Here is a 26977-nt window from a genome sequence, read left to right on the forward strand (position 1 = left end):
CCTTCTTTGATGGGGCGCATATTTTACCTCGACGTCGTCCCGGCGAAGGCCGGGACCCATACCCCAGGGAGAAGTGTGGCGCGAGATCGTAGTTGGCAATCTTCGCCCTAACTCGACCCTGTGGTTATGGGTCCCGGCCTTCGCCGGGACGACAGCGTGCATGTGGCGTCAGTCAAGCGAGATCAGTGCGCCTCGTCCCAATTGGTCGCCGCGCGGGCATCGACATGCAGCGGCACCGAGAGCAGCACGGCCGGGAACGGCGCGTCCTGCATCACGTGCTGCACGACCGGCAACGTCGCCTCGACCTCCGCGTCCGGCACCTCGAAGATCAATTCGTCATGCACCTGGAGCAGCATCTGCGCCGAGAGCTTCTTTGCCGCCAGCGCGTCCTCCACCCGCGTCATGGCGCGGCGGATGATGTCGGCGGCCGTGCCCTGGAGCCGCGCGTTGATCGCGGCGCGCTCGTTGAAGGCGCGCACCGAGGCGTTGGACGCCTTGATGTCGGGGTAGTGGCACTTGCGGCCGAACAGCGTGGTGACATAGCCATGGCTCCGGCAGAAGTCGCGCGTCTCGTCCATATAGGCGCGGATGCCGGGGAAGCGCTCAAAATATTTCTTGATGTAGGCGGAGGCTTCCTCGCGCGCGATGCCGAGCTGGTTAGCAAGGCCGAACGCCGAGATGCCGTAGATGATGCCGAAATTGATCGCTTTCGCCCGGCGCCGGATTTCGCTCGGCATGCCCTTGATCGGCACGCCGAACATTTCGGACGCGGTCATCGCATGAATGTCGAGCCCGTCCTTGAACGCCTGCTTCAGCACGGGAATGTCGGCAATCTCGGCGAGCAGCCTGAGCTCGATCTGCGAGTAGTCGGCCGAGACCAGCTTGTGGCCCGGCGTCGCGATGAAGGCGCGGCGGATCTTTCGCCCGTCCTCGGTGCGCACCGGAATGTTCTGCAAGTTCGGCTCGTTCGACGACAGCCGGCCCGTGGTGGTCGCGGCCAGCGCGTAGGTCGTGTGCACGCGATGGGTCTGCGGATTGACGTAAGCCGGCAGAGCGTCGGTGTAGGTCGATTTGAGCTTGGAGACCTGGCGCCACTCCAGGATCTTCTTCGGGAAGTCGTGGCCCTGCTCGGCGAGATCGTCCAGCACTTGCGCGGTCGTCGACCACGCGCCGGTCTTGGTCTTGGTGCCGCCCGGAAGTCCCATCTTGCCGAACAGGATGTCGCCGATCTGCTTCGGGCTGCCGACATTGACGGGCTCGCCGGCGATCTCCTGGATCTCGGCTTCCACCCTCGCTGCGGTCTGGGCGAAGTCGCCCGACAGCCGTGACAGCACCTGGCGATCGATCGAGATGCCGCGACGTTCCATGCGCGCGAGCACGCTGGTCAGCGGGCGCTCCAGCGTCTCGTAGACGGTGGTCATGTGCTCGGCGACGAGGCGCGGCTTCAGCACGCGCCACAAGCGCAGGGTCACATCGGCGCGCTCGGCGGAATGCTCGGTCGCCTTGTCGATCGCGACCTGGTCGAAGGTGAGCTTGTTCTTGCCGCTGCCGACGAGCTCGCTCTCGGCCAGCACCGCGTGACCGAGCCAGCGCTCGGCGAGCGATTCCAGCGCGTGCGAGCCGCGGCCCGCGTCGAGCACATAGGAGATCAATTCCGCGTCGTCATGATCGCGCAGCGTGATGCCCGCCTGCGCCAGCAGCACCGCGATGAACTTTGCGTTGTATCCGATCTTCAAAATGCCCTTCGCTTCGAGCACGGGCTTGAGCGCCGCGATGGCCGCTTCGAATTTCACCTGGTCGGGCGCGAGCCCTGCATCGAACAATCCGGCGCCGCCGCCCGGCTGCTTGTGGGCCAGCGGCACATAGGCGGCATCGTCCGCGCCTAGCGCCAGCGCGATGCCGCAGATGTCGGCCTGCATCGGGTCTTCCGAGTTCGCCTTCACCTCGAGTGCGACATGGCCGGTATCGTGGATGCGCGCGATCAGCGCCTTGAGCTGGTCGAGCGTCTTGATCGTCTGATATTTGGCGCGGTCGATCCTGGTCTTGCGCGCGGCTTCCGCGCGCGCCTCCGCGAGCGAGATCGGCGTGCCCTTGAGGCTTGCAGCCTTGTCCTCCTTGCCGGCGGCCTTATTGCGCGCGACAGGTGCAGCCTGCGTCGATGTGCCAAGTCCCTGAGCAGGTCCCGGCGCCGGCACGACGTCGGACGGCGGCAGCGGCGAGAACACGCTGGCGCCGGTCTTGTAGCCGGGATCGGCCCCCACATCGGCGGGATCGACCTGGGCGTATTCGGCGACGCGCCGCGTCAGCGTTGTGAACTCCATCGCCTTCAGGAAGGCAACCAGCTTGCGCGCGTCGGGCTCGTGGACGGCGAGCTCGTCGAGCGGCACTTCGAGATCGACCTTGTCGTCCAGCAGTACGAGCTGGCGCGAGATCCGCGCCTTCTCGGCATGCTCGATCAGCGCCTCGCGCCGCTTCGGCTGCTTGATCTCGCCGGCGCGGAACAGAAGCTGCTCCAGGTCGCCATATTCGACGATCAATTGCGCCGCGGTCTTGATGCCGATGCCAGGCACGCCCGGCACGTTGTCGGTGGAATCGCCGGCCAGCGCCTGCACCTCGACCACCTTCTCCGGCGGCACGCCGAATTTCTCGATCACCTCCGGAATGCCGATGCGGCGATCCTTCATGGTATCGAACATCGTGATCTTGTCATTGACGAGCTGCATCAGGTCCTTGTCGGAGGACACGATGGTCGTGGTGGCACCACGCTCGCTCGCCTGCCGTGCATAGGTCGCGATCAAATCGTCGGCCTCGAAGCCTACCTGTTCCAAGCAGGGCAGGTCGAAGGCGCGCACGGCTTCGCGGATCAGCGCAAATTGCGGAATGAGGTCGTCAGGTGCCGGCGGCCGATGCGCCTTGTAGTCGGGATAGAGCTTGTTGCGGAAGGTGACTTCCGACTTGTCGAACACGATCGCCAGATGCGTCGGCTGGCTGTCCGCGGGCATGTCGCGGAGCAGCTTCCACAGCATGTTGCAGAAACCGAGCACGGCGTTGACCTGCAAGCCGTCGGACTTGCGGTTGAGCGGCGGCAGCGCGTGATAGGCGCGGAAAATGTAGGAGGAACCATCGACCAGGAAGACATGGTCGCCTTTGCCCGCCGCCTTCGCCGCCACGGGTTTGGCAGCAGGCTTGGCAGCAGCGGGCTTGGTTTCGGCAGCTTTCGGGGAGGTTTTTGGCATGGCCGCAATGTATGGATTTTTGCGGCGTTTGACAGCCTTGGAAGGGCGATTTTTGGGCTGCTGGTGCCACTATCCCCACCGTCATTCCCCGCGACCCGGCTACGCCGAGGCTTCGGTTCTGGGCGCGCCGAAGCTTTAGCGTAGGCGGCAAGCGGGGAATCCAGTACGCCGCAGCCTATCGGTAGATAACCGCTGTCTCTGGAATACTGGGTCGCCCGGTCAAGCCGGGCGACGACAGCTGAGTACTACTCCGCCGCCTGCAACACCGGCCCCGTTTTCTTCGGCGCGATCCAGAAGGCGTCCGGCCGCTCGAACAGGAAGTGGGCGTGCAGGCGCAGCGCGGTCTGCCAGATCGCGAGCGCGCCGATGACGCCCACGATGGTGACGATCAGCGACGTCATGCCGATGTCGGGAACAACGCCGGTGCGCAGCAGCAGCGTCCGCGTCGCCGCCATCGGCAGGAAGAAGGTGAGATAGATTACGATCGAATGCTCGCCGCAGAACCGAAGGAAGTTCAACCGGCGCGCATGCGCGAGCAGCGTGCCCATCGTCACGATGGCGCAGGCGCCGCAGAAGCCGAGCAGGAGCGAAACCATCGGCCATTCGCTTGCGTCGTGTGCGACGAGAGCCGCATTGACGAGCGCCCACGCGCCAAGCGCGGCGAGGGCAGTTGCGGGATGCCTGCGCGCGCGATCCGACAAGGCGAACACGTAGTCTGCAAACAGGTAACCGGAGTAGAAATAGACGAAGCGTGCGCAGAACTCGTCGATGGCGGTCCATCCGGTTGCGATGCGCGCCGTTTCCAGGAGCGCCGCGGCGAGCCAGATCGCGAGTGGCGGGATTCGTCGTGTCAGTTTTGTGACGACGAAGAAGATCGGCAGCAGGTAGATGAACCAAAGCGTGCCGAACGGCTCGATGAATGATTCGAGATACAGAAGGCCCGCATCGCGCCAGCTCGTTTCGGCTGCGAAAGCAGGCGCCTTGAAGCCGAACTGGATTGTCACCCAGAGGACATAAAAATAGGCAAAATGCACGACCTTGCGGTCGAGATAGATTCGCCAGTCGCGGTCGATCACGAGCGGCAGAAATAGTCCCGAAATCAGGAAGAAGTCCGGCATCCGGAACGGCTTTGCGAAGGCGACCAGACCATGCATGAACCCGGGTTCGCCGGCGGCGAGCTCGACCCCGAGCACCGAATGCATCATCACGACCATGACGATGCAGATACCCTTGGCGTAATCGACCCAATCGACGCGCGCCGGCGGCGAGGCCTTGGAACCTCCGCCTGCCGCGATTGTGCCGATTGGTGTCATGGTGTCCCTTTTCGAGGCGCATACCGCCCAAGAGCGAGGCAGTATGCCGGCGCGTGGTTTCGGTCCCCTTTACTCTACAAATCACATGCCGGTTTCTTGCCGTTTTTCTTGGGGCGGGCCTCTTCCCCGCGGACATGAAAATGCTTTAAGACCGCTGCAAAGCATCATCATGCGTTAACCAAGACAGGCAGGTTTTTCATGCGAATTGCCATGATCGGCACGGGCTATGTGGGGCTGGTTTCCGGTGCGTGCTTTGCGGATTTCGGCCATGACGTCACCTGCGTCGACAAGGACGAGCGCAAGATCGCAGCGCTTCACCGCGGTGAGATCCCGATCTACGAGCCGGGCCTGGATTCGCTGGTCGAGACCAATGTGAAGGCCAAGCGTCTGAGCTTCACGACCGACCTTTCGGGGCCGGTGGCGGAGGCCGACGCCGTGTTCATCGCGGTCGGCACGCCGTCGCGGCGCGGCGATGGTCACGCCGATCTGTCTTACGTCTATGCCGCCGCGCGCGAGATCGCAGCTTCGCTCTCCGGCTTCACGGTCGTGGTCACCAAGTCGACCGTTCCGGTCGGTACCGGCGACGAGGTCGAACGCATCATCCGCGAGACCAATCCCAAGTCCGATGTGGTCGTGGCCTCCAACCCGGAATTCCTGCGCGAGGGCGCGGCGATCCGCGATTTCAAGTTTCCGGATCGCATCGTGGTCGGCACCAATGACGAGCGCGGCCGCAAGGTGATGGGCGACATCTATCGTCCGCTGTCGCTGAACCAGGCGCCGCTGATGTTCACCGCGCGCCGCACTGCGGAGATGATCAAATACGCCGCCAACGCGTTTCTGGCGACCAAGATCACCTTCATCAACGAGATCGCCGATCTCTCTGAAAAGGTCGGCGCCAACGTCCAGGAGGTCGCGCGCGGCATTGGTCTGGACAACCGCATCGGCACCAAATTCCTGCATGCCGGCCCGGGCTTCGGCGGCTCCTGCTTCCCGAAGGACACCAAGGCCCTGATCAAGATCGCGCAGGACTATGACGTGAGCCTGCGCATCGTCGAGGCGGTGCTTGCCGTCAACGAGAACCGCAAGCGCGCGATGGCGCGCAAGGTCAGCCACGCGCTTGGCGGCGCGCTGCGCGGCAAGACCATCGGCGTGCTCGGTCTCACCTTCAAGCCCGACACCGACGACATGCGCGATGCGCCTTCGATCCCGCTGGTGACGGGACTGCTCGACATGGGCGCGAAAGTTCGTGCCTATGACCCGGTTGGCATGGATCAGGCAAAGCTTGAATTGCCGGCCATCGAATATTGCGAGGATGCCTATGCCTGCGCCAAGGGCGCGGATGCGCTGGTCATCGTCACCGAATGGGTGCAGTTCCGTGCCCTCGACCTCGACCGGCTGAAGGAGACCATGGTGCAGCCCATCGTGGTCGATTTGCGCAATATCTACCGTCCCGAAGACATGGAAGCCGCCGGCTTCGTCTATGAGAGCGTGGGACGGCCTGCCGGGCAGGTTTGATCGCCGCATCTTGTTGTCATACCCCGCGAAGGCGGGGTATCCAGTGCGCCCGACCTTCGTCGATGACGAGGGTCCGAGTTTGCTGGATCACCCGTATGTGCGGGTGACGACGGATGCGAGATTTTGCCCCGCAGCTTCGACACGCCCCTTCCGATCGATGCGGTGCTCGACGAGTTGTCGGGCACGCTGGAAGGGCACAACGCCGCCGTGCTGGTGGCGCCGCCCGGCGCCGGCAAGACCACGCGCGTGCCGCTGGCGCTGCTGGATGCGCGCTGGGCTGGAGGTAAGAAGATCATCGTGCTGGAGCCGCGGCGCATCGCGGCGCGCGCAAGCGCCGACCGCATGGCGAAGTCGCTCGGCGAGCGTGCCGGCGAGACCGTCGGCTATCGCGTCCGCTTCGGCTCGAAAATCTCGCGCGCCACCCGCATCGAGGTGGTGACGGAAGGCATCTTCACCCGCCAGATCCTCGACGATCCCGAACTGACGGGCGTCGCCGCCGTTCTGTTCGACGAATTCCACGAGCGTTCGCTCGATGCCGACCTCGGCCTCGCGCTGGCGCGCGATGCGCAACTCGGCCTGCGCGAGGATTTGCGCATCCTCGTGATGTCGGCGACGCTGGATGGCGCCCGGGTGGCGAGGCTGCTCGGGGAAGCGCCCGTCGTCGAGAGCGAGGGCCGCGCCTTTCCGGTCGAGACGCGCTATCTCGGCCGCAAGGCAGACGCGCCGCTGGAGCGGCAGATGGCGGATGCGATCGCCTCCGCGCTGCGCGCCGATGCCGGCTCGGTGCTGGCGTTCCTGCCCGGCGCGGCCGAGATCCGGCGCACGCAGACCTTTCTCGCCGAGCGCGTCCATGATGCTGCAATCGAGATCGTGCCGCTGTTCGGCGCGCTGGATGCCGCCGTGCAGGACCGCGCCATCGCGCCTGCGCCCAAGGGAACGCGCAAGGTGGTGCTGGCGACCTCGATCGCGGAGACCTCGCTCACCATCGAGGGTGTGCGCATTGTCGTCGATTCCGGCCTCGCCCGCGTGCCGCGCTATGAGCCCGATATCGCCTTGACGCGATTAGAGACCGTGCGCGCCTCGCGCGCCGCGGTCGATCAGCGCCGCGGCCGCGCCGGCCGCACCGAGCCCGGCGTGTGCTACCGGCTCTGGGACGAGCCGCAGACTGCCTCGCTCGCGCCCTACACCCAGCCTGAAATTCTGAGCGCGGACCTGTCCTCGCTCGTGCTCGATCTGGCGCAATGGGGCGTGAGCGATGCCTCGGCGCTCTCGTTCCTCGATCCGCCGCCTCAGCCCGCTTGGAAAGAGGCAAAGAGCCTGCTTGCCGAGCTCAACGCGCTCGATGCCGATGGTCGCATCACGGCGGAAGGCAAGAGCCTGCGCGCGCTGGCACTGCCGCCGCGGCTCGCGCGCATGATCGTGGATTCGCATCGCGCCGGCAACGGCGAGGCCGCCGCCGAAATCGCCGCCATCCTCACCGAGCGCGGGCTCGGCGGCGACAGCGTCGATCTCGACCACCGTCTCGATCAATTCCGCCGCGACCGCTCGCCCCGCGCCACCAGCGCCCGCGATCTTGCGCGGCGCTGGGCCGCGCAAGTTGCGTCGTCGGAGAAGGGGACGCCGGGGCAGGGCGACTTGCGCACGGGCATCATGCTCGCCTACGCCTTCCCCGACCGCGTCGCGCGCAACCGCGGCAACGGCAGCTTCGTGCTCGCCAACGGCCGCGGAGCCGCCGTCGAGCAGACGTCTTCGCTTGCGCGCGCGCCCTATATCGCGGTGGCCGAGATGACGGGCACGGCGGCGAGCGGACGCATCCTGCTTGCTGCGCCGATCAGCGAGGGCGACATCGAAGGCCATTTCGCCGAGCACATCGAAACCTCGGACGAGGTTTTCTTTGATCGCGGCGCGATGGCGCTGCGCGCACGCCGCAAGCGCGCGCTGCACGCGATCACATTGTCCGAATCCCCGCTCACGCTCACGCCGTCCGAGACGACAGCCCGCATCCTCGCCGACGGCCTGATCGCCGCCGGCCTCGACCGGCTGCCCTGGTCGAAAGCCGCCATCCAATGGCGCGACCGCGTGATGTTCCTGCGCAAGGCCGAAGGCGAGACCTGGCCCGATCTGTCCGACAATGCCCTGATCGCGCGGCGCGATGACTGGCTGCTGCCTGCGCTCTACGACAAGACCGTGCTGAAGGACGTCTCCGCCGGCGACCTCTCCGAGGCACTGATGGCGTTGTTGCCGTGGGAGCTGCGCGCGCGGCTCGAACGCGAGGCGCCCACCCATTTCGAGGCGCCGACCGGGACGATGCTCGCGATCGACTATGAGGCCGAGCAGGGGCCGACCATCGCCGTGCGGCTCCAGGAGTTGTTCGGCCTCAACACCCATCCATCGATCGCCGGCGGCAAGGTGCCGCTCGTTCTGGAACTGCTGTCGCCGGCACAGCGCCCGGTGCAGGTGACGCGCGACCTGCCCGGCTTCTGGCGCGGCAGCTACGCGGCGGTACGCTCCGACCTGCGCGGGCGCTATCCGCGCCATCCCTGGCCGGACGACCCAGCGAACGCGCTGCCCACCCGCCGCGCCAAGCCGCGCGGGACGTAATTCCACAAGCGCGCATTAACCCTTCCGTCACGCTTTTCGCCAAAATGGCAGCTTCCCGGCTGCGGCCTCGCTCGCGGCCGGGCGCGTAGCGTGATGAGATCGTGCTTTCGGTTCCGAGTGGTGTCATGCGTAACATTATGATCTTCGCGGCCATCATGATTGGGCTGGGCACATTCATGGCGCAGATAGCCGACAAGATGAGCTCGGCCTCCGCCACGTCGGCGCCGCGCCAGATGGCCGCCATTCCGGCCGCTGCGCCGCAGGCCGGCAATCGCAGCGTCAGCATCCCCCGCGACGCACGCGGTCACTTTCAAACAGAAGGGCGGATCGACGGACAGCGCATCGGCTTCATGGTCGACACCGGTGCTTCCGTGGTGGCGCTGAACGAGACCTCGGCTGCCCGCTTCGGCCTGCGCCCGTCGCGCGGCGATTACAACGCCAACGTCGCCACCGCCAACGGCACCATCAAGGCCGCGCGCACCCGCATCGCCATGCTCGACGTCGGCGGCCTCATCGTTCGCGACGTCGATGCCATGGTGCTGCCGGACGAGGCGCTGTCGGAGAATTTGCTCGGGCTTTCCTTCCTGTCCAAGCTGAGGCGCTTCGAATACGCCAACGGTCAGATGGTGCTGGAACAGTAGGCGAACGTGTCGGTCCACCGGGCCGACGACGAAGCCCTAGACGCTGCGCGGCGCGACGATGTTCCAATATCGCGGGTTGCTCGGCGATTGAATTCGAAGCCAGCGATATGGTGCGCGCGGCCACGGTCTGATCTGCGCCGTCAGATTGTCCAGCACCAGATCGCCGTTCTGCGTTCGAACGACCAGAACCAGATGGCGCTTGCCCCAGACGGTCACGACCTCGCCGAGCAGGAGCGTCCGCTGGGGCCAGCCTCGGCTCAGAAGCCTGTGGCGCTTGCTGACGGCATAGTCGTTGCAGTCGCCGCGCCTGGGATCAATGAGCCATTCCTCCGGTGCCGGACCCAGCGCATTCGGTTCCGGGATGATGGCTCTGTTCACGGTCTCGTTGACTTCTTTCAGATCAGCCCATCGGGCCTCGGTCAGGTGGACCGAACCGCCACGAAACGGCAGGCGGGTGCGGCATTCGTCATGGTAGCGCAGGCAGAATAGCGTGTACGCCATGGGCGGAAGCGTCGGATCGCCAAACCTGAGATGCAGGGGCGCCGACGCGGGGATGGTCGGCATGCCCGACACTCTCTCATCGGCCGATTGAGCGCAGGGCATCTGGCAGATGGACAAGATCGTGCCAGTCGTGATTGCAGCCAGGATCGACGCCCTGCGCATGCTTTGTCTCCCACGCGTTACATCGTGGAGGAAGCTCGAGACGAGGCTTGAGTTAATGCTCTAATGATCGATCAGGCGTCGTGCGCCAGGGCGATCTTCGAATGTTTGCAGGGCGAGCCCGAGTATTCCTGAACGCATAAGCGCCGTGAGGCCGATTGGTTTCAACACGATCTCGCGATCAGAGGTTGTAAGGCACAAAGTGCACATCCGCGATGGAGCGGATCGATCGTGGCCGAAATTTCTGCTGCACTCTTCCGCCTGCTCCGAGCAGCACTGAGCAAGGCTTCTTTGTTACCAAACTGCCGCAATTATCGGCCACAAGCCGCCAATCCCGCCTTCCGCTCGGCCTGAGCATTCGCTATGCCTGCGGTATATTCCTCCTGCCTGTTAACGAGATTGCCTCGATGTTTCCCAAGCCGAAATCCGCGCTGCTGCCCAACACCTATGCCTTCGAATCCGAGCCGATGGTGAAGGCCACCGGCTTCCGCGAGTACGACGCGCGCTGGCTGTTCAACAAGGAAATCAACCTGATGGGGGTGCAGGCGCTCGGCATGGGGCTGGGTGCGCTGATCGCCGAGCTCGGTACCGGCCAGGAGATCGTCACCGGGCACGATTTCCGCGGCTATTCGGCCTCGATCAAGTATGCGCTGATCTCCGGCCTGATGGCGGCGGGCTGCAAGGTGCATGACATTGGCCTCGCCGTGACGCCGATGGCCTATTTCGCACAGTTCGACCTGGACGTTCCCTGCGTCGCCATGGTCACGGCGTCGCACAACGACAATGGCTGGACCGGCGTGAAGATGGGTGCCAACCGCCCGCTGACCTTCGGCCCGGACGAGATGACGCGGCTGAAGCAGATCGTGCTCAACGCCGAGTTCAGGAACAAGGCCGGCGGTTCCTACCAGTTCCACGAAAACTATCCGGCGCGCTACATCGCCGATCTCACCAACCGGCCGAAGCTGAAGCGCAAGCTCAAGGTCGTCGCGGCCTGCGGCAACGGCACCGCCGGCGCATTCGCACCGCAGGTGCTGGAGGCGATCGGCTGCGAGGTGATCCCGCTCGACACCGAGCTCGACCACACCTTCCCGAAATACAATCCGAACCCCGAGGACATGGAGATGCTGCACGCGATCCGCGATGCGGTGCTGCATCACCAGGCCGATGTCGGCCTCGGCTTCGACGGCGACGGCGATCGCTGCGGCGTCGTCGACAACACCGGCGAGGAGATCTTTGCCGACAAGGTCGGCGTGATGCTGGCGCGCGACATGTCGGCGATCCACAAGGACGCGCAGTTCGTCGTCGACGTAAAGTCGACCGGCCTGTTCATCACCGATCCCGTGCTCCAGAAGCAGGGCGCAAAAACCGCCTATTGGAAGACCGGCCATTCCTACATGAAGCGCCGCACCAACGAGATGGGCGCGCTTGCCGGCTTCGAGAAGTCGGGCCATTTCTTCTTCAACAAGCCGTTCGGGCGCGGCTATGACGACGGCCTCGTCTCCGCGATCGCGATCTGCGACATGCTCGACCGCGCGCCCGGCAAGTCGATGGCCGATCTGAAGGACGCGCTGCCGAAGACCTGGTCGTCGCCGACGATGTCGCCGCATTGCGCCGACGAGGTCAAGTACGGTGTCATCGACGCCGTCGTGAAGCATTTTGAAGGCTTGCAGGCGAAGGGTGCGAAGATCGGCGGCCAGTCGATCCGCGACCTCGTCACAGTCAACGGCGTGCGCGTCACGGTGGAGGACGGCAGCTGGGGGCTGGTGCGCGCGTCCTCCAACAAGCCCGAGCTCGTGGTCGTGGTCGAAAGCCCCGTCTCCGAGCAGCGCATGCGCGACATGTTCGAGATGGTGGACAGCGTGCTGCGCACCCATCCCGAGGTCGGCGAGTACAATCAGAAGATCTGAGAGGCCAGGCCGAGCTCGCCTCATGGCGACTGGAAATCACCTCGCGTCAGGCGGCTCACGCCGCCTGTAGCGACTCCAGGAATCCGCTGAGCTCGGACTTCAGCCGTTCGGATTGCGACGACAGGATGTTGGCTGCTTCCAGGAGCTACGCGGTCGCCCGATTGGCGTCCCCGGAGGCCCGGTTGACGCCGGAGATGCTGTCGTTGACGTCTCTGGTGCGATCGGCAGCCTGCTGCACGTTGCCGGAGATCTCCTGCGTGGCGGCGCCTTGTTGATTGACGGCGGCCGCGATCTCGCCGGAGATCTGGTCGATGTCCGAGATCGTTCCGCCGATGGCCTCGATCGCCTTGACCGCCTCGCCGGTGGCGGTCTGGATATCCTGAATCTGGGTCGAGATCTCCTCGGTCGCCTTTGCCGTCTGGTTGGCCAGCGCCTTCACCTCGCTCGCGACGACAGCAAATCCCCTGCCATGCTCGCCAGCGCGCGCGGCCTCGATGGTCGCATTCAGCGCCAGGAGGTTCGTCTGACTCGCGATGCTCTGGATCAGCGTCACCACCTCGCCGATTTTCTGTGTGCCGGCAGCGAGGCCTTCGACAACCGTATTCGTGCGGCGGGCCTCCTCGGCCGCCTTGGCGGCGATCTGGGCTGAGCGCGTCACCTGCGCGGCAATGTTGTTGATGGAGGCCGTGAGCTCTTCCGTGGCGGATGCAACGCTCTCCACGTTGGCCGAGGCCTGGGCGGATGCGCCGGTCGCAGCCGACGTCTGCCGCTCGGTCTCCTTGTTGCAGCCATTCATGGATGCCGAGAGGCCCTGCATCTGGCTTGCCGTCGCAGCAACCGCCTCGACGACGCCGCTGATCCTGCTCTGGAATCCCGTGGCGAGCTCGCGCCGCGCGATGTCCCGGTCTCGCTTGGCCTGCTCTGCCTCGTTTCGCTCGGCATTGGCGCGCGATTCGGCGTCGCTCGAGGCTCTGGCTTCGGCAGTCCTTTGTGCCGCCATCTCGAAAAGCTGCGACAGCGTGGTCGCGAGCCAGATCAGGATGCCGGCCTCGATCAGGAGAATGACGGCATGGAGAACGACCCGGCCGAGATCGGCGCCGCCTGGATAGATGGCCGCAGGTAGGACGAAATTCAGCGTGAGGTGATGCAATGCGACTGCGAGCGTGCCGGCGATGATCGGCCGGTAGTCGCAGTAAGCGACCAGACATGCCAGCGTCGCGAAGAAGTACATGTGCATGTCGACCTGCCAGGCGTGACCGGCAAACTGGTAGACCAGCATCGACACGCCGGCCATCAGGGCGACGGCGACGGTCATGCGGGTCGAAGCTTCGTTCCCCGCAAGACGCCACGACACGGTGGCCGCCAGCGCCATCGCGGCCATGAAGGCGGCCGGTATCAGCCAGCCGGAGCCAAGCGTCAGGCCGATCACGACGGCGATCGGGACGTGCAACCAGAGCACGGCGAGCAAGATCTTGCTGGCAGTTTCGCGCAGGATTGCCAGCGCATCACCGTCGAAAGTCATTCCCAACCTCTCAATCATTGGCCTTGAAGCAAGCCGCAATCGTCTGCGGGTCAACGGCCAGCCAGGCTCCTGCCTCGCGCAGTTTGTGCAAACCGTCATGGCCGTCGGGTCGCACCACCAGAAGCGCAGGCATAGCCGTCGTCCGCACGATTGCGGCGTTCGCGGATGCAGCGGCCAGCAACGCTTGTTGGGCGTTCCACCATGGCGGGAATGCCACGGCTACGACCTCGGCACCCGCCCGCACCTGCGAAGACAATGCTGCGACCGCAATCCAGCTCGCGAGCAGCAATGCTGCCGCGGGCGCCCATGACGGCGGCCGTATCGTTCGGATGGTGTTCCCCCACTCCATCGCGGGGAACATATCGCGATGGGGCTAACCGGGCGTAAATCTCCGGCCGAGGAAGAGGGACGCTTGAAGCTGGGGGCGGGCCTAAGCCGCCACCACCGCCGGGATCGGCAGAGCGGTGACCGACTTGATCTTCTCCATGGCGAAGCGCGAGGTGACGTTCTTGAGCGGCACGGCGCTGATCAGCTTCTTGTAGAAGACGTCATAGGCCTGCATGTCCGCGACCACGACGCGCAGCATGTAGTCGACGTCGCCGGCCATGCGGTAGAACTCCATCACCTCGGGCATGGCGCTGACGGCCTCGGCGAATTTCTTCAGCCAGGCCTCCGAATGGTCGGCGCTCTCCACCGACACGAACACGGAGATGCCGAGCCCGATCTTGTTCTGGTCGACCAGCGCCACCCGCTTGAGGATCACCCCATCGGCCTCCAGGCGCTGGATGCGCTTCCAGCAGGGCGTGGATGAGAGCCCGACCCGGTCGCCGATCTCGGCGACGGACAGCGAGGCGTCTTCCTGGAGTACCATCAGGATCTTGCGGTCGATGGCGTCGAGGCGGCGGTTGGTCTCAGGGAGTTGGACGGCGAGGTCGCTCATTTGAGGAACTTTTTTCCATTTCAGGGGTCTAAATCCCTCATATATAGAAAAATCTTCTAGAGCAAGTCCATATTCCGGGCGGCAGCCTGCCCGCGCCGGTCAGCCTCCGAGCAAAAGTCCTTCAACTTCAATGCGTTGCGGGGCGGCGAGGCCACCACCAAAGCGGGTGCATTTCAGCGCGGCCGCGGCCGCGGCGAATCGCAGCGCCTCCCGCGCATCCCGGCCTTCGGCGAGGCGAAGCGTGAAGGCGCCATGGAAGACATCGCCCGCGCCGAGCGTATCCACGGCATGGACCGGAAAGGCCGCCGTCTCCTCCAGCTCGCCCCTCTCATTCAGCCAGATCGTGCCGCGCGGGCCGCGGGTGGCGGCGAGGAACGCCGGCGTCAGCCTCGCGATCGTCTTCAGCGCCCCACCGTCGTCGGCGACGCCAGCCGTCTCCTGCAGCTGCTCGCTGGCGAACAGGACGTGCGAGGCGGCCGCGAGCAGGCCATCGCCTCCCGACATCGCGCGGTCGACGCCGACGATGACGGGAATGCCGCGGCGTCGCGCCTCGGCGCAGAGGGGAAGGGCGAACTCGGCGCAGCGGCTCTCGACCAAAATCGCGTCGCAATCGCCGAGCAGCACGTCGGCGTCCGGCAGCTTCACCGTCCACAGCGCGGGATCGCGATAGATCACGAGCGTGCGCTCGCCACTCGCGTCGATCATGATCGCCGAGACCGGCGTCGTCAGGCCCGGCATGCGCACGACGTGCCTGACGTCGATGCCCTCCTGCGCCATGCGTTCGAGGATGAAGCCGCTCGAACTCTCCTGCGCATCGCCCATCGGCCCGACCAGCGCAGCGCGGCCGCCGAGCCGCGCGATAGCGATCGCGGCGTTGAGCGCGTTGCCGCCGCAGATCTCCTCCAGATGCGTGGCGTTCGCCTTGCTACCGTGTTCGGGCACGCCGTCCACGCGGAAGGTGAGGTCGCGCACGGGGATGCCGATGCAGAGGACGCGCGGCGCGATCGTTTTGGCGGACATCGGCCGGCGCCGCTATGCGCCGTCCTTGCCCTGCAACCAGCGGCCGACCAGATGATGGGCGATGGCGAAGGGGTGCGGACCGGCAAGCCCGTCCGGATGCGTCCGCGTCAGCATCAGCCGCGCTTCGTCGCGGCTGAACCAGCGGGCGTCCTCCAGCTCCGAGCGGTCGACGGTGATCTCATCGGTCAGTGCCCGCGCGCTACAGCCGATCATCAGGGACGACGGATAGGGCCAGGGCTGGGTCATGTAGTACTGTACATCGGTGCAGCGGATGCCGGATTCCTCGAAGATCTCGCGGCGCACCGCGTCCTCGATGGTCTCGGCCGCCTCGACGAAGCCGGCGAGGCAGGAATACATGCCCGGCGGAAACTGCTTCTGGCGGCCGAGCAGGCAGTTGTCGCCGGAGGCGACCAGCATGATCACGACCGGGTCGGTGCGCGGAAAATGCTCGGCCTTGCAGGCAGGACACTCGCGCTTCCAGCCGCCTTCCTTCATCGCGCTGCGCGCACCGCAATTGGCGCAATAGCCGTGGCGCTGATGCCAGGTGACCATCGATTTCGCCATCGCGATCGCGGACAGCTCCTGCGGCGGGATGGCGCCCTGCATGGCCATGCCGCGCAATTCGGTCACGCTATAGTCCCCACCGCCGATCAGCACTTCAGCCGCGGCCTGCGGCATGCCCATGCCGAACACCGCTGCACCATCGCGCAAGCCTAGGAAGATCGTGCCGGGATTGGCACCGCATTTGGTGGCTTCGTCGATCGAGAGCAGGGCGCGGACGCGCTCGCCCTCGCGCTTCACCAGGAGCGAGTCGCGGTAGATTACATAAGCGCGCGACGAGGCGTTTTGTTCGAGTGCGAACAGCTTTTCGTCATTGAGGCGCAGATGCGCCGCGCGGTCGAGGACGTTGCTGACAAAGGCCGGCTGGCCCAGCGGAAACGAGTCGAATGCTGACATTATTGTTCTTTCAACCCAATCGTTCTTTCAACCCAACCAGATCTTGCGACGAAGTGCGCTGATGAAATTCTGTACCTCCTCGGCATCGTGCGCCAAGGGCGGCATCACGCCCCAGACCGGGCGTGGCCAGGCCGCGTCGCTGGTCCGGCGCGCGATGATGTGCACGTGAAGCTGCGGCACGAGGTTGCCGAGCGCTGCGACGTTGAGCTTGTCGCATTTGGTGATCTCCTTCAGCGCACGGGAGACGCGCGTGATCTCGGTCATCAATTGCGCCTGCTGCACCTCGTCGAGATCGATGATCTCGACCGCATCCGCGCGCCGCGGCACCAGCAACAGCCAGGGATAATGGGCGTCCTTGATGACCAGCACTTTCGACAACGGCAGGTCACCGATGTCGATGGTGTCCTCTTTCAGGCGGGAGTGCAGCGACCAGGCGGGATCAGGCATGAAGAATGTCCGGATGGCCCGACAGGCTCGGGCGGCGAGGGCGGGAACCCTGATTATCTGGCGCCGACCATACGATACCGATTCCCTTAGGGGAAGGATTGCGCTTTGCAGGGGCCGCATGCTCGATCGTCGTCCTGGACAAGCGAAGCGCAGATCCAGGACCCATATCCACAGGATTGCGTTTGGCGAAGACTCGGGGTTGCCAGCTCGCGCCGCAACTTTTCCCTTGGGTAATGGGTCGCGTTCGCCAGGACGACGGTGAGATTGGGGATCACCCCTCCGCCAGCACGCGCGCATTGGCGCGGACCGAGGCTTCGCTGACGCGGATGCCGAGGCCGGGGCCGTCGGGCACGACGACATGGCCGTCGCGGTTGGGAATGCGCTCCTCCAGCACGTCCTCGGTCAGCACGTGATGCGGCATGTAGAATTCGCAGCCGAGCGAGATGCCGGGCGTTGCCGCGATGAGCTGCGTGCCGGCAGCTAGCCCGATGCCGCCTTCCCACAGCGTGCCGCCATAGCCGGGCAGGCCGGCGACATCGGCGATCGCCATGATGGCTTGCGCCTCGAACAGGCCGCCGGCCTTCATCAGCTTGATGGACACGGCATCCGCGGCTTGCCGGCGCACCACCTCCATCATGTCGCGGCGATCGAAACAGCTCTCGTCGGCGAGAACAGGCGTTTCCAGCACTGAGGTCAGCTGTGCCATCACGTCGAGATATTTGCGCGGCACCGGCTGCTCGATGAAGGTCGGCGCAAACTGCTCGACGTCGCGCAAGATCTTGATGGCGCCGAACGGCGCCAGTGCCTGGTTGTAGTCGACGCGAAGGTCGACCTTGTCGCCGAACTCCTTGCGGATCGCCGCGAGGTGATCGAGGTCCTCGCGATGCGGCTTCACGCCGGTTTTGACCTTGTAGACGACGTTGCCGTCCGGAACCATTTTGCGCATGCGCTCGAGATCGGCGGCAAAATCCGGATCGGCGATCGAGAAGGAAAGGGGGATGGTGTCGCGCACGCGGCCGCCGAGCAGGTCGGCCACCGACAATCCCGCCGATTTGCCGACGATGTCGAGCAGCGCCATCTCGATCGCGACCTTGGCTTCGGCATGCCCAACCAGCGCGCGGTCGAGCTCCGCCATCAGCGCGCGGATGCGGCGCACCGGCTTGCCGAGCAAGATCGGTCTCAGATAGATGTCGAGCGCGGAGAACGCCGCCTCCGGCGTTCCCGTGAACACCTCCCACGGCGCCGCCTCACCCCAGCCGACCACGCCGTTATCAGCGGTGAGCTCGAGCAGCACGCGCTTCACCGTGCCCTTGACGTTGCCGACGCCCTGAAGGCGGGCCATCTTGATCGGGCTTTCGATCAGGAACAGGCGAAGCCGCTCGATCCTCGCTTCGGTCATGTCAGGCCTCCATTGACGTGCCAGACCTGGCCGGTGACGTAGGACGCTTTCGGTGACGCGAGGAAGGCGATGATCTCGGCCACTTCCTCCGGGCGTCCGCGACGGCGCATCGGGATCAAGGCTTCCGTTGCGGCGATCTGCTCGGGCGATAGCCTGTTCTCGCTCGGCTTGTCCTTGACGATGAGACCGGGCGCAACCGCGTTGACGGTGATGCCGTCGCCGGCGAGCTCGACCGCGGTCAGCCGCACCAGGGCTTCCAGTGCGGCGCGGCTCGCGGCTGTCGCGGCGAACGGTGCAAATTCGGGCCGGATCGCATGCGCCACGAAGGAGGACACGGCGATGATCCGCGCCTCTCGCCCAGCCCGCAGCTGCGGAAGCGCGCCTTTGACGAAACGCGTGAAGGCGAGGGCAGATTCGTCCATTGCCTGCAGGAATTGATCTGCCGGCGTGCCGATCGCGCTGCCGCGGCGGGCGTGGCCGCCGACCAGGATCAATCCGTCAAGCCGGTCAAAATTGAGATGCGCAGTCGCGCACGCGAGCGTCACGGCTACTTCATTGGCGAGATCGCCGAGGCATGTTGCAACGGCCGCACCGCGTGCTTCGGCATCCGCTACGGTCGCCTTAAGTCCGTCCTCGTTCGACCGGGTGTGCAGCACAAGCCCGATGCCGGGGGCCGCGAGCAGTTTTGCGGTGGCGCGGCCGATGCCGCTGGCGGCACCGGTGACGAGATAGACGCGATTGATTTCGGACATCACGATGCCGTTGTCGCCGGCGGCAATGCGCCGGTGCGGTGGAAATGGCTGAGGAAGGCGCGCGTCGCGGCCTCGCGAGGGCTGTCGATCACCTGCCGCGCCGGGCCGTCCTCGACCACGACACCGTCGCGCATGAACACGACGCGGCCCGCGACCTCGCGGGCGAAGGCGATTTCATGTGTCACGATCACCATGGTCATGCCTTCGGAGGCGAGCTGCTGCATCACGCCCAGCACCTCGCCGACGAGCTCGGGATCGAGCGCGGAGGTCGCTTCATCGAACAGCATGACGTCCGGCTCCATGGCGAGCGCCCGCGCGATCGCGACGCGCTGCTTCTGTCCGCCCGAGAGGGTCGCCGGATATTGATCGGCTTTTTCCAGAAGCCCGACTTTTGCCAATTGCGCTCGCGCCAATTTTTCGGCGTCGGCCTTCGGCATGCGGCGCACCGTGACCGGTCCCTCCATGACGTTTTGCAGCGTCGTCATGTGCGGGAACAGGTTGAAGTGCTGGAACACCATGCCGGTGGTGGCGCGGAATCTTGCCAGCGTCTTCACATCCGGCAGCTTCGCGCCTTCACCGAACGCGAACCGCGTCTCGCCGACGCGGACGCTGCCGCCATTGGGCACGACCAGCAGATTGATGCAGCGGAGCAGTGTGGACTTACCCGAGCCCGATGGCCCGATCAGCGCGACCACGCCGCCTTTGGCGACACCGAGATTGATGTTCTTCAGCACCTCGTTGCTGCCGAAGCTTTTGCGCAAGCCGCGGATCTCGATCTTGCATATATCTTTGGACTGATCGCTCATTCGCTGACCGCCAGACGCTTCTCGCCCCGCCGCACGATGATGGTCAGGGGAATGAGGATCGCCGCATAGGCGAGCGCCACCGCGGTGTAGGTCTCGAGCGGCCGGTAGCTGTCATGGGCGGCAACCTGGCTCTGATAGACGAGGTCGGGCACGGCGAGCACCGAGACCAGCGAGGTGTTCTTGAACTGGATGATCGACTGGTTCATCAGCGCCGGGATCATGCGCTTGATCGCCTGCGGCAGGACGATGCGCCGCATGGTCTGGCGCGGCGTCATGCCGAGCGCGGCGCCCGCCTCCGACTGGCCGCTGTCGATCGAGACGATGCCACCGCGGATGATCTCCGAATAGAACGAGCCGCCATAGAGCGACAGTGCCAGCGCCGAAGCCGTGATCGGCGTCATCTCGACACCGGCGAGGATCGGCAGCGCGTAGTAGAACCAGATCAGCTGCACCAGGATCGGCGTGCAGCGGAACGCCTCGACGAAGGTCAGCGCAATGCCGCGCAGCCAGCCAAAGCGCGACAGCATCGCGAGCGCGGCGACGAGGCCGAAGACCAGCCCGAGCAGCACGATGACGATCGTGAAGCCGACGGTGACGCCGAGCCCGTTCAGGAAGAGCCAGCGATAGCCCCAGAGGATGCCGAAGTCCCACTGATACATGCGTACTTTCTTGCTTCACCTCTCCCGCTTGCGGGAGAGGTCGCATTGCATCGAAGATGCAATGCGGGTGAGGGCTCTCTCCTCACGGGAATTCTCGATTGTGGAGACACCCTCACCCCGCCCCTCTCCCGCAAGCGGGAGAGGGAGTGGAGCGGAGTTTGCGGACCCAGTTCGGCGCAATCTCATCACGCCTTACAGCGAAACGCCCGGCGGAATGTCGGCCTCGGTCACGCCCACGAGCTCCATGTTGGTGAGGATCGCGGTGCGGATGAAGCCGAGGCCCTTGTTGAAGTCGATCCAGGTGTTGACGTAGTCGCGCCAGGTCTTGTCGGTCTCGCGGCGGAAGCCGGCGTTGGAGGTGGTGGCGAAGATCGGCGTCGGCAGCACAAACTGGCCGAGCGCGGGATTCTTCTTCAGCACCGTCAGCGACAGCATCGTGATCAGGCACTGCGCGTCGACACGGCCGGTCTGGAGCGCGGCGGTGGCATCATCCGCCGTCTTCAGGCGCGAGATCTGCGCCTTCGGGATCAGGCGGCTGACGACCTGGTCGTGCGAGGAGCCCTGGTCGACGGCGATCTTGATGTCGGGCGAGTTCAGCTCGGCCCAGCTCTTCGGCTTGAAATCCTTCTTGGCGAGGAAGCCGAAGGCGTTGTTGAAGACGGGAATCGAGAAGTCGACCACCAGCGCACGCTTCGGGGTCGGGTTGAGGCCGAAGAAGATGTCGATCTTGTTCGATTGCAGATCGAGCACCGAATTGCCCCAGGTCGTCTCGGTGATATCGAGCTCGGCTTCCATGTCGTCGGCGAGCGCCTTGGCGATGTCGATGTAAAAGCCCTTCCACTGGCCGCTGGCGAGGTCCTTCATGTAATAGGGCGCACCGCCATTGACCGCGCCGATCCGCATCTTCTTGGTGCGGCGGATGCGCGCGAAGGTGGATTCGCTGGGATCGGGGGCCGTCTGCGCCGCCGCCGGCGGAACGACCGCGCCTGCCGCCATTGCCGCGCCGACCGCGCCCAGCCCGAAAATTGATGCCATGTCTCGGCGAGTGACCATTGCTCGATCTTCCTCTTCAATGCAGATCCTACAGGCCGCAATCGTATGTCAAATTCCGAGGGCCGGGCAACTCGCCTCATGCATTCCCGGAATGGATGTCGGACGAGCACCGCTTCGAATGAGCCGAATCCAGCTTGCGCAAGTCGGGGTCTCCCGTCGCGGTAGCCCGGTTGGGGCCGCAAACGACGGCATTCGGCCCAGCGTCCGAACGGGCGCGATGGGCCGGAGCATGCACCGTATGCCCGAGACGCGCTATGTCCCTCGAACGGTGCTCAAGAACCTGCCGACCTCATCCCTCAGGCGGGTGCTGTCGCCTGATAGCGACTGCGCGGCAGACAGGACCTGCGAGGAGGCAATACCGGTTTCGCTCGAGCTGCGCTGCACATCGACGATGTTGGATGACACCTGTTGCGTGCCCTCGGCAGCGTGTTGCACGTTGCGAGCGATTTCCTGCGTCGCGGCGCCTTGCTCCTCCACAGCCGCCGCGATGGTCGACGAGATTTCCGACAATTTTTCGATTGTGCCGCTGATCGTCTTGATCGCATCGACCGATACTTCGGTCGCCGATTGTATGCTTGTGACTTGATGGCCGATCTCGCCGGTTGCCTTCGCCGTCTGCTCGGCGAGCGCCTTCACCTCTGATGCCACGACTGCAAATCCACGGCCGGCTTCGCCCGCACGAGCCGCTTCGATGGTCGCATTCAGTGCCAGCAGGTTGGTTTGGCCGGCGATCGTATTGATCAGTTCGACGACATCTCCAATGCGGGCCGCAGCTTTCGACAACTCACTTACGCGTTCGGTCGTGGTGCGGGCCTGGCCGACGGCTTCGCCCGCCATGCGAGCCGATTCCTGGACTTGACGGCTGATCTCGTTGACGGAGGACGACAGTTCCTCCGTCGCGCTGGCGACCGACTGTACGTTTGTCGACGCCTCTTCCGAAGCTGCCGCAACCCTCGTCGCCATTTCCTGGGCGTGATTCGCGCTCGACGTCAGTGTTCCGGCAGAAGCCTCGAGCTGAGTGGATGCCGTCGACACCGTGTTGACGATGCCGCCGACAGCTCTTTCGAACTCGTCGGCGAGCTTGATCATGTCGGTTTTCCGCCGTTCGGCGGCAATGCGGTCCTGTGCGGCCTTGGTTTCCGCCTCCTCGCGTGCCTTTTGCGCCGAGATGACCTTGAATTTCTCGACCGCGTTGGCAACGTCACCGACCTCGTCCTTCCGGCCGAGACCAGGCAGCGCGACTGAGAGATTGCCTCCGGCGAGCTCGTTCATCGCCTCGGCGAGGGCGCGGGTCGGCCTGGCAATCGTAAAGAACGAAAGAAAAGCGGCGCCGACCAACACCAGTGCGACCACAAGACCAATGATGAGGGACTCCCGCTCGGCCGCCCTCATTTCCTCCCTCGACTTCGCGTTCTCCGCTTCCGCCCGACGTTTGGCGAAATCGGCAATCTGGTCGGCAAGTCCGGCCATCTCATTCGCGATTGGTAACACTACATCTCCAGCAACGCGCTTGATCTCGGCTTCGAGCTTGGCAGTGTGTGTTACCGCCTCGGCGGGGATTTCGTTCCCCGTTGCTCGCTTGTCGGCAAATTGGATCGCTTCGGTTCGAAGCTTGATGATCTCGTCGACTTTACGAACGTAGTCCTTGGCGAGCGACGCCAGTCTTGACATTCTCTCGCGGTTTTCCGCCGAATCCGAGAGTTGCAGCATCTCATCGGTGAAGCCGAGTGCGGACTTCTGGCGCGCGGCAAGAAAGTCTTGAGCTTTGCGCGCCTCCTCCATGCTGACGGCGAGCCGGATGTCGCGCAAGGCGACCTGCATTCCGCGGACGGAGGACTTTGCGTCGCTGCTGGCCTTCGCGACAGCCTGCTGGGTCGCCAGGGATTCGGCGACCGCGAGAACAGTCGCGTTGCTACCCATCTGGGCCAAGATCATGCCTGCGACGAGCAAGACACCGAGCACAGAGGTCAAAGCAAGTTTGGTTCCAATTCTCATGTTCTCAATCATCCGCATCATCTGTCTCCTCCGCGCGTCCGCTCAAAAAAATCTGCGGCCATCAAAAAAACCGCGGCCGTTGATTCAAATGATCAGATGCACGGTTAACAAGCTCTCAGCTGGAGGCTGCTCGTTGCGAGTTTTGGACGAGCCCTTTCGCGTTCTGGACAGCAGGAGGTGCATGCTTGCGCTTTCCTGGAATTTGCGGGACGGGCAACGACGCGGCATCGTCGGCGTTCGGCAGAATCAAGCCCTGACGAAAAGCGGCTTCTCTGTCCGAGCTTCGGGCCGTGCTGCACCGGGTCCGCGCATGGTCTGCGGGGAAGATGTCGGTCAGGCGGTGTATGCCGGCCCGAAGCGGTTTGGGGCCGGAATCTCGAAACGTCTTTCGGGTCCTGGCAGGGTTTCAAAGCGAGGCGTCCGCCTCGCGGATTGACGTTCCCCGGGAGCAGGCGCGGCAGCAGGAAAAAGGGACGGTGATACCCCGCTTGCTTTCCGGCCCTTTTGGCCCCAAATAGGGACCGGGAGATTGGCGGTGGACGAGCCACTCGCCAACCGGGTCAGGTCCGGAAGGAAGCAGCCCTAACGAGGTCCGGATCGGGTCGCTCGTCAGTCTCCTACCTGTTTTTTCGAGCGAATTGCGCCGGCGGGCTCCCCGCCAGCGCGCTCCTTTCCGCAAAAAGCCGGCCGAGAGACATTTCATTGCGGATCGACCGATGACCGACGCTGGCGCCCCCACCGACCCCGACAGCGCCAGCCAGGCTGGCTTTGCGCTCGGCGCCCAGCCGGGGACGCCGTACCGGGTGCTGGCGCGCAAATACCGCCCCTCCAGCTTCGACGATCTGATCGGCCAGGAGGCCGTGGTCCGCACCGTCTCCAACGCGTTCGAAACCGGGCGAATCCCGCAGGCCTGGATCCTCACCGGCGTCCGCGGCGTCGGCAAGACCACCACCGCGCGCATCCTCGCCCGCGCACTCAACTACGAGATGCCGGACGGCTCGGTGAAGGGCCCGACCATCCACATGCCGACGCTCGGCGTGCACTGCCAGGCGATCATGGAAAGCCGGCACATGGACGTGCTGGAGATGGACGCGGCATCGCACACCGGCGTCGATGACGTCCGCCAGATCAACGACAGCGTGCGCTATGCGCCGGCCAGCGCCCGCTACAAGGTCTACATCATCGACGAAGTCCACATGCTGTCGACGGCGGCGTTCAACGCCTTCCTGAAGACGCTGGAGGAGCCGCCGGAGCACGCCAAGTTCGTGTTTGCGACGACCGAGATCCGCAAGGTTCCGGTGACCGTGCTGTCGCGCTGCCAGCGCTTCGACCTGCGCCGGGTCGAGGCCGACGTGCTGATGAAGCATCTTTCCAATATCGCCGCGAAGGAAAGCGTCGAGATCGAGCCCGAGGCGCTCGGCATCATCGCGCGTGCGGCGGAGGGTTCCGTGCGCGATTCGCTGTCGCTGCTCGACCAGGCGATCGCGCATGCGGCAGGCACCGTGAAGGCCGACGCCGTACGGCAGATGCTGGGCCTCGCCGACCGCACCCGGGTCATCGATCTCTTCGATTCGCTGGTGCGCGGCGACATCGCCTCCGCCTTCAAGGAGTTCCGCGACCAGTACGACACCGGCGCCGATCCCATCGTCGTGCTCTCGGACCTCGCCGAATTCGTCAACTTCGTCACCCGCGTCAAGATCGTGCCGGCCACCGCCGACAACGTCGCCTATGGCGAGACCGAGCGGCTGCGCGCGCGTGACTTTGCGTCGAAGATCTCGATGCGCGTGTTGTCGCGGATGTGGCAGATGCTGCTCAAGGGCATCACCGAGGTGCAGGCCGCGACGCGCCCGGCGGCAGCCGCCGAGATGGTGCTGGTCCGCATCGCCTATGTCGCCGACCTGCCGACGCCGGACGAAGCGATCAGGATGCTGGAGCAGAACGGTGGCGCTTCGCCCGTTGTGAGCGGCGGAAGCGCCGCGCGCAGCACGCCGGCCGCGCCGGTTGCATCCGCAGCCCCGTTGCGCGCGCCCGCGTCGCCGTCCTCGTTCGGCGGTGGCGGCGCGCGGCCGCAGATGGCGGCGCCCGCGCCGGAGACCCAGGGCTCGGCGCCCGCGCTGCGCATCACAAGCTTTACCCAGCTCGTTGCACTCGCCGGGCAGAAGCGAGACCTCATGACCAAGGGCGCGCTCGAAGGCGACATGCGCCTGGTCCGTTTCGAGGACGGCCGGCTGGAGGTCGCGCTCGAACCCAACGCCTCCAAAACCATGATCTCCGAGCTCGCGCGCAAGTTCGAGCTCTGGACCGGTCGCCGCTGGACGGTGATCGTCTCCAACGAGCAGGGCCAGCCGACGCTGCGCTCGCTCAACCAGGCCGCCAAGCAGGAGCATGCGCGTACCGCGGAGGCGGATCCGCGCGTGCAGGAGGTGCTGTCACGCTTCCCCGGCGCCAAGGTCGTCGAGGTCCGCAGGCTTGCCCCCGAGACGCCGGAATCCAATATTAACGCCGACTATGGCAGCGATGATCCGCCCGACGGTTCCGACGGCGACGATCTCTGAGCCGGTTTTGAGGACAAGCACCCATTTTAAGGACAAGAACTCATGGCTGATTTTCTCGGCATGATGAAGCAGGCGGCGCAGCTGCAATCCAAGATGCAGGCGATGCAGGACGAGCTCGGCAATGTCGAGGTCGAGGGCATTTCCGGCGGCGGCCTGGTTGCGGTGCGCATGACCGCGAAGATGGACGTCAAGGGCATCAAGATCGATCCCTCGCTTATGAAGGCGGAGGAGCGCGAGGTGCTGGAGGACCTGCTCGTCACCGCGCTCAGTGATGCACGCCGCAAGGCGGAAGCCGCCATGCAGGAGAAGATGCAGGCGCTCACCGGCGGCCTCGGCCTGCCGCCGGGACTGTTCGGCCAGTGACATGGGAGCGGTTGCCGGTCCCGAGATCGAACGCCTGATCCAGCTTCTGGCGCGACTGCCCGGTTTGGGGCCGCGCTCGGCGCGGCGCGCCGCGCTGCACCTGATCAAGAAGCGCGAGGCGCTGATGATGCCGCTCTCCGCCGCCTTGCAGGTCGCGCTCGACAAGGTCCAGGTGTGCAAGACCTGCGGCAATATCGATACGCAAAGTCCCTGCACCGTCTGCACTGATCCGCGGCGCGATGGCGCCATCATCGTCGTCGTCGCCGACGTCGCCGATCTCTGGGCGCTGGAGCGGGCCAATGCGACGCAAGGGCGCTATCATGTGCTTGGCGCGACATTGTCGCCGCTCGACGGCGTCGGCCCGCAGGACCTCACCATCGACGCGCTGGTCGCCCGCGCGCATGATCCGCAGGTGCACGAGATCATCCTGGCGCTGAACGCGACGGTGGACGGCCAGACCACGGCGCATTACATCACCGACCTGCTCCAGGACGCCAACGTAAAAGTAACCCGTCTCGCCCATGGTGTGCCGGTTGGCGGGGAGCTTGACTATCTCGATGAAGGGACGCTATCGGCCGCGATGCGGCAGCGCACCCTGTTCTAAAGCATGATCCGGAAAAGTGTGAAGCGGTTTTC

At 65.0% G+C, this 26977-nt stretch carries 22 protein-coding genes and 1 other RNA gene; 8 read left to right on the top strand and 15 right to left on the bottom strand.

All coding sequences use genetic code 11. The annotated features are described in order from the left end of the window. Positions 1-182 precede the first annotated feature (182 nt). Both polA and QQL28_RS29135 read right to left on the bottom strand, forming a co-directional pair. Entirely contained in the window at positions 183-3236 is a 3054-nt protein-coding gene (polA, locus tag QQL28_RS29130; protein ID WP_284270986.1) for a DNA polymerase I, read from the bottom strand. Positions 3237-3481: 245 nt separating this feature from the next. Then, positions 3482-4549 carry an acyltransferase family protein gene (locus tag QQL28_RS29135; protein ID WP_284270987.1) on the bottom strand — a complete coding sequence of 356 codons (1068 nt, stop codon included), beginning with the start codon at positions 4547-4549 and terminating at the stop codon, positions 3482-3484. A 198-nt stretch (positions 4550-4747) separates the two neighbouring features. On the opposite strand from QQL28_RS29135, the gene QQL28_RS29140 reads away from it, so the two are divergent. The 3 genes from QQL28_RS29140 to QQL28_RS29150 all read left to right on the top strand — a co-directional run bounded on the left by QQL28_RS29140 (position 4748) and on the right by QQL28_RS29150 (position 9306). Then, positions 4748-6064, top strand: a complete 1317-nt coding sequence (locus QQL28_RS29140; protein ID WP_284270989.1) for a UDP-glucose dehydrogenase family protein — start codon at positions 4748-4750, stop codon at positions 6062-6064. Between the two features lie 123 nt (positions 6065-6187). Then, positions 6188-8665, top strand: a complete 2478-nt coding sequence (gene hrpB / locus QQL28_RS29145; RefSeq protein ID WP_284270990.1) for an ATP-dependent helicase HrpB — start codon at positions 6188-6190, stop codon at positions 8663-8665. Positions 8666-8790: 125 nt separating this feature from the next. Beyond that, a complete protein-coding gene (locus QQL28_RS29150) occupies positions 8791-9306 on the top strand; it encodes a TIGR02281 family clan AA aspartic protease (RefSeq protein ID WP_284270991.1) in 516 nt (171 codons plus the stop codon). Positions 9307-9342: 36 nt separating this feature from the next. Here QQL28_RS29150 and QQL28_RS29155 read toward each other — a convergent pair whose 3' ends face one another. Continuing rightward, entirely contained in the window at positions 9343-9969 is a 627-nt protein-coding gene (locus QQL28_RS29155) for a transglutaminase-like cysteine peptidase (protein ID WP_284270992.1), read from the bottom strand. Positions 9970-10373: 404 nt separating this feature from the next. Between QQL28_RS29155 and QQL28_RS29160 the strand changes: the two genes are divergently transcribed. After that, the gene (locus QQL28_RS29160; protein ID WP_284270993.1) at positions 10374-11873 is read left to right on the top strand and encodes a phosphomannomutase/phosphoglucomutase; all 1500 of its coding nucleotides are present in this window, start codon (positions 10374-10376) and stop codon (positions 11871-11873) included. A 145-nt stretch (positions 11874-12018) separates the two neighbouring features. On the opposite strand, the gene QQL28_RS29165 is transcribed toward QQL28_RS29160, so the two are convergent. The 12 genes from QQL28_RS29165 to QQL28_RS29220 form a co-directional block, all read right to left on the bottom strand. Then, on the bottom strand, positions 12019-13395 hold the full coding sequence (locus tag QQL28_RS29165) for a methyl-accepting chemotaxis protein (protein ID WP_284270995.1): 1377 nt from the start codon (positions 13393-13395) through the stop codon (positions 12019-12021). A 10-nt stretch (positions 13396-13405) separates the two neighbouring features. After that, positions 13406-13744 (bottom strand): hypothetical protein, encoded by a 339-nt coding sequence (locus QQL28_RS29170; protein WP_284270996.1) that lies wholly within the window; start codon positions 13742-13744, stop codon positions 13406-13408. Between the two features lie 81 nt (positions 13745-13825). Further along, entirely contained in the window at positions 13826-14335 is a 510-nt protein-coding gene (locus QQL28_RS29175) for an Lrp/AsnC family transcriptional regulator (protein WP_027520825.1), read from the bottom strand. Between the two features lie 99 nt (positions 14336-14434). Next, the gene (locus QQL28_RS29180; protein WP_284270997.1) at positions 14435-15355 is read right to left on the bottom strand and encodes a PfkB family carbohydrate kinase; all 921 of its coding nucleotides are present in this window, start codon (positions 15353-15355) and stop codon (positions 14435-14437) included. A gap of 12 nt (positions 15356-15367) precedes the next feature. Further along, a complete protein-coding gene (gene nudC, locus QQL28_RS29185) occupies positions 15368-16312 on the bottom strand; it encodes an NAD(+) diphosphatase (RefSeq protein ID WP_284270998.1) in 945 nt (314 codons plus the stop codon). 27 nt (positions 16313-16339) lie between these two features. Beyond that, positions 16340-16759, bottom strand: a complete 420-nt coding sequence (locus tag QQL28_RS29190; RefSeq protein WP_027520822.1) for an HIT domain-containing protein — start codon at positions 16757-16759, stop codon at positions 16340-16342. A gap of 271 nt (positions 16760-17030) precedes the next feature. Further along, positions 17031-18158: a muconate cycloisomerase family protein gene (locus tag QQL28_RS29195; protein ID WP_284270999.1), complete on the bottom strand. Its 1128-nt coding sequence runs from the start codon at positions 18156-18158 to the stop codon at positions 17031-17033. After that, on the bottom strand, positions 18155-18910 hold the full coding sequence (locus QQL28_RS29200) for an SDR family NAD(P)-dependent oxidoreductase (RefSeq protein WP_284271000.1): 756 nt from the start codon (positions 18908-18910) through the stop codon (positions 18155-18157). The genes QQL28_RS29195 and QQL28_RS29200 overlap by 4 nt, the downstream gene beginning before the upstream one ends. Continuing rightward, entirely contained in the window at positions 18910-19716 is an 807-nt protein-coding gene (locus QQL28_RS29205) for an amino acid ABC transporter ATP-binding protein (protein WP_284271001.1), read from the bottom strand. Before QQL28_RS29205 ends, QQL28_RS29200 begins: the two co-directional genes overlap by 1 nt. Beyond that, complete coding sequence (locus tag QQL28_RS29210; protein ID WP_284271002.1) at positions 19713-20375, bottom strand: amino acid ABC transporter permease; 663 nt, start codon at positions 20373-20375, stop codon at positions 19713-19715. The genes QQL28_RS29205 and QQL28_RS29210 overlap by 4 nt, the downstream gene beginning before the upstream one ends. Before the next feature lie 192 nt (positions 20376-20567). Next, entirely contained in the window at positions 20568-21428 is an 861-nt protein-coding gene (locus tag QQL28_RS29215) for a transporter substrate-binding domain-containing protein (protein WP_284271004.1), read from the bottom strand. Positions 21429-21680: 252 nt separating this feature from the next. Beyond that, positions 21681-23444 (bottom strand): methyl-accepting chemotaxis protein, encoded by a 1764-nt coding sequence (locus QQL28_RS29220; RefSeq protein ID WP_284271005.1) that lies wholly within the window; start codon positions 23442-23444, stop codon positions 21681-21683. A 503-nt stretch (positions 23445-23947) separates the two neighbouring features. Between QQL28_RS29220 and ffs the strand changes: the two genes are divergently transcribed. The 4 genes from ffs to recR all read left to right on the top strand — a co-directional run bounded on the left by ffs (position 23948) and on the right by recR (position 26945). Continuing rightward, positions 23948-24044, top strand: an RNA gene (ffs, locus tag QQL28_RS29225) — signal recognition particle sRNA small type. 95 nt (positions 24045-24139) lie between these two features. Next, positions 24140-25978, top strand: a complete 1839-nt coding sequence (locus tag QQL28_RS29230) for a DNA polymerase III subunit gamma/tau (protein WP_284271006.1) — start codon at positions 24140-24142, stop codon at positions 25976-25978. 42 nt (positions 25979-26020) lie between these two features. After that, on the top strand, positions 26021-26341 hold the full coding sequence (locus tag QQL28_RS29235) for a YbaB/EbfC family nucleoid-associated protein (protein WP_284271007.1): 321 nt from the start codon (positions 26021-26023) through the stop codon (positions 26339-26341). A gap of 1 nt (position 26342) precedes the next feature. Beyond that, positions 26343-26945 (top strand): recombination mediator RecR, encoded by a 603-nt coding sequence (gene recR, locus QQL28_RS29240; protein WP_284271008.1) that lies wholly within the window; start codon positions 26343-26345, stop codon positions 26943-26945. The last annotated feature ends 32 nt before the right edge of the window (positions 26946-26977 follow it).

Origin of the sequence: Bradyrhizobium iriomotense, from assembly GCF_030160715.1 — a bacterium.
In the GTDB taxonomy this organism is placed as follows: Bacteria; Pseudomonadota; Alphaproteobacteria; order Rhizobiales; family Xanthobacteraceae; genus Bradyrhizobium; species Bradyrhizobium iriomotense.

What these genes read in the sequence shown, in the direction of transcription:
- QQL28_RS29205 (WP_284271001.1), bottom strand. Translation starts at nt 19,716, where the DNA reads ATGAGCGATCAGTCCAAAGATATATGCAAGATCGAGATCCGCGGCTTG.
- QQL28_RS29200 (WP_284271000.1), bottom strand. Translation starts at nt 18,910, where the DNA reads ATGTCCGAAATCAATCGCGTCTATCTCGTCACCGGTGCCGCCAGCGGC.
- QQL28_RS29215 (WP_284271004.1), bottom strand. Translation starts at nt 21,428, where the DNA reads ATGGTCACTCGCCGAGACATGGCATCAATTTTCGGGCTGGGCGCGGTC.
- polA (WP_284270986.1), bottom strand. Translation starts at nt 3,236, where the DNA reads ATGCCAAAAACCTCCCCGAAAGCTGCCGAAACCAAGCCCGCTGCTGCC.
- nudC (WP_284270998.1), bottom strand. Translation starts at nt 16,312, where the DNA reads ATGTCAGCATTCGACTCGTTTCCGCTGGGCCAGCCGGCCTTTGTCAGC.
- QQL28_RS29180 (WP_284270997.1), bottom strand. Translation starts at nt 15,355, where the DNA reads ATGTCCGCCAAAACGATCGCGCCGCGCGTCCTCTGCATCGGCATCCCC.
- QQL28_RS29155 (WP_284270992.1), bottom strand. Translation starts at nt 9,969, where the DNA reads ATGCGCAGGGCGTCGATCCTGGCTGCAATCACGACTGGCACGATCTTG.
- QQL28_RS29175 (WP_027520825.1), bottom strand. Translation starts at nt 14,335, where the DNA reads ATGAGCGACCTCGCCGTCCAACTCCCTGAGACCAACCGCCGCCTCGAC.
- QQL28_RS29165 (WP_284270995.1), bottom strand. Translation starts at nt 13,395, where the DNA reads ATGACTTTCGACGGTGATGCGCTGGCAATCCTGCGCGAAACTGCCAGC.
- QQL28_RS29135 (WP_284270987.1), bottom strand. Translation starts at nt 4,549, where the DNA reads ATGACACCAATCGGCACAATCGCGGCAGGCGGAGGTTCCAAGGCCTCG.
- QQL28_RS29235 (WP_284271007.1), top strand. Translation starts at nt 26,021, where the DNA reads ATGGCTGATTTTCTCGGCATGATGAAGCAGGCGGCGCAGCTGCAATCC.
- QQL28_RS29230 (WP_284271006.1), top strand. Translation starts at nt 24,140, where the DNA reads ATGACCGACGCTGGCGCCCCCACCGACCCCGACAGCGCCAGCCAGGCT.
- QQL28_RS29140 (WP_284270989.1), top strand. Translation starts at nt 4,748, where the DNA reads ATGCGAATTGCCATGATCGGCACGGGCTATGTGGGGCTGGTTTCCGGT.
- QQL28_RS29170 (WP_284270996.1), bottom strand. Translation starts at nt 13,744, where the DNA reads ATGGAGTGGGGGAACACCATCCGAACGATACGGCCGCCGTCATGGGCG.
- recR (WP_284271008.1), top strand. Translation starts at nt 26,343, where the DNA reads ATGGGAGCGGTTGCCGGTCCCGAGATCGAACGCCTGATCCAGCTTCTG.
- QQL28_RS29150 (WP_284270991.1), top strand. Translation starts at nt 8,791, where the DNA reads ATGCGTAACATTATGATCTTCGCGGCCATCATGATTGGGCTGGGCACA.
- QQL28_RS29210 (WP_284271002.1), bottom strand. Translation starts at nt 20,375, where the DNA reads ATGTATCAGTGGGACTTCGGCATCCTCTGGGGCTATCGCTGGCTCTTC.
- QQL28_RS29195 (WP_284270999.1), bottom strand. Translation starts at nt 18,158, where the DNA reads ATGACCGAAGCGAGGATCGAGCGGCTTCGCCTGTTCCTGATCGAAAGC.
- QQL28_RS29160 (WP_284270993.1), top strand. Translation starts at nt 10,374, where the DNA reads ATGTTTCCCAAGCCGAAATCCGCGCTGCTGCCCAACACCTATGCCTTC.
- QQL28_RS29190 (WP_027520822.1), bottom strand. Translation starts at nt 16,759, where the DNA reads ATGCCTGATCCCGCCTGGTCGCTGCACTCCCGCCTGAAAGAGGACACC.
- QQL28_RS29220 (WP_284271005.1), bottom strand. Translation starts at nt 23,444, where the DNA reads ATGATGCGGATGATTGAGAACATGAGAATTGGAACCAAACTTGCTTTG.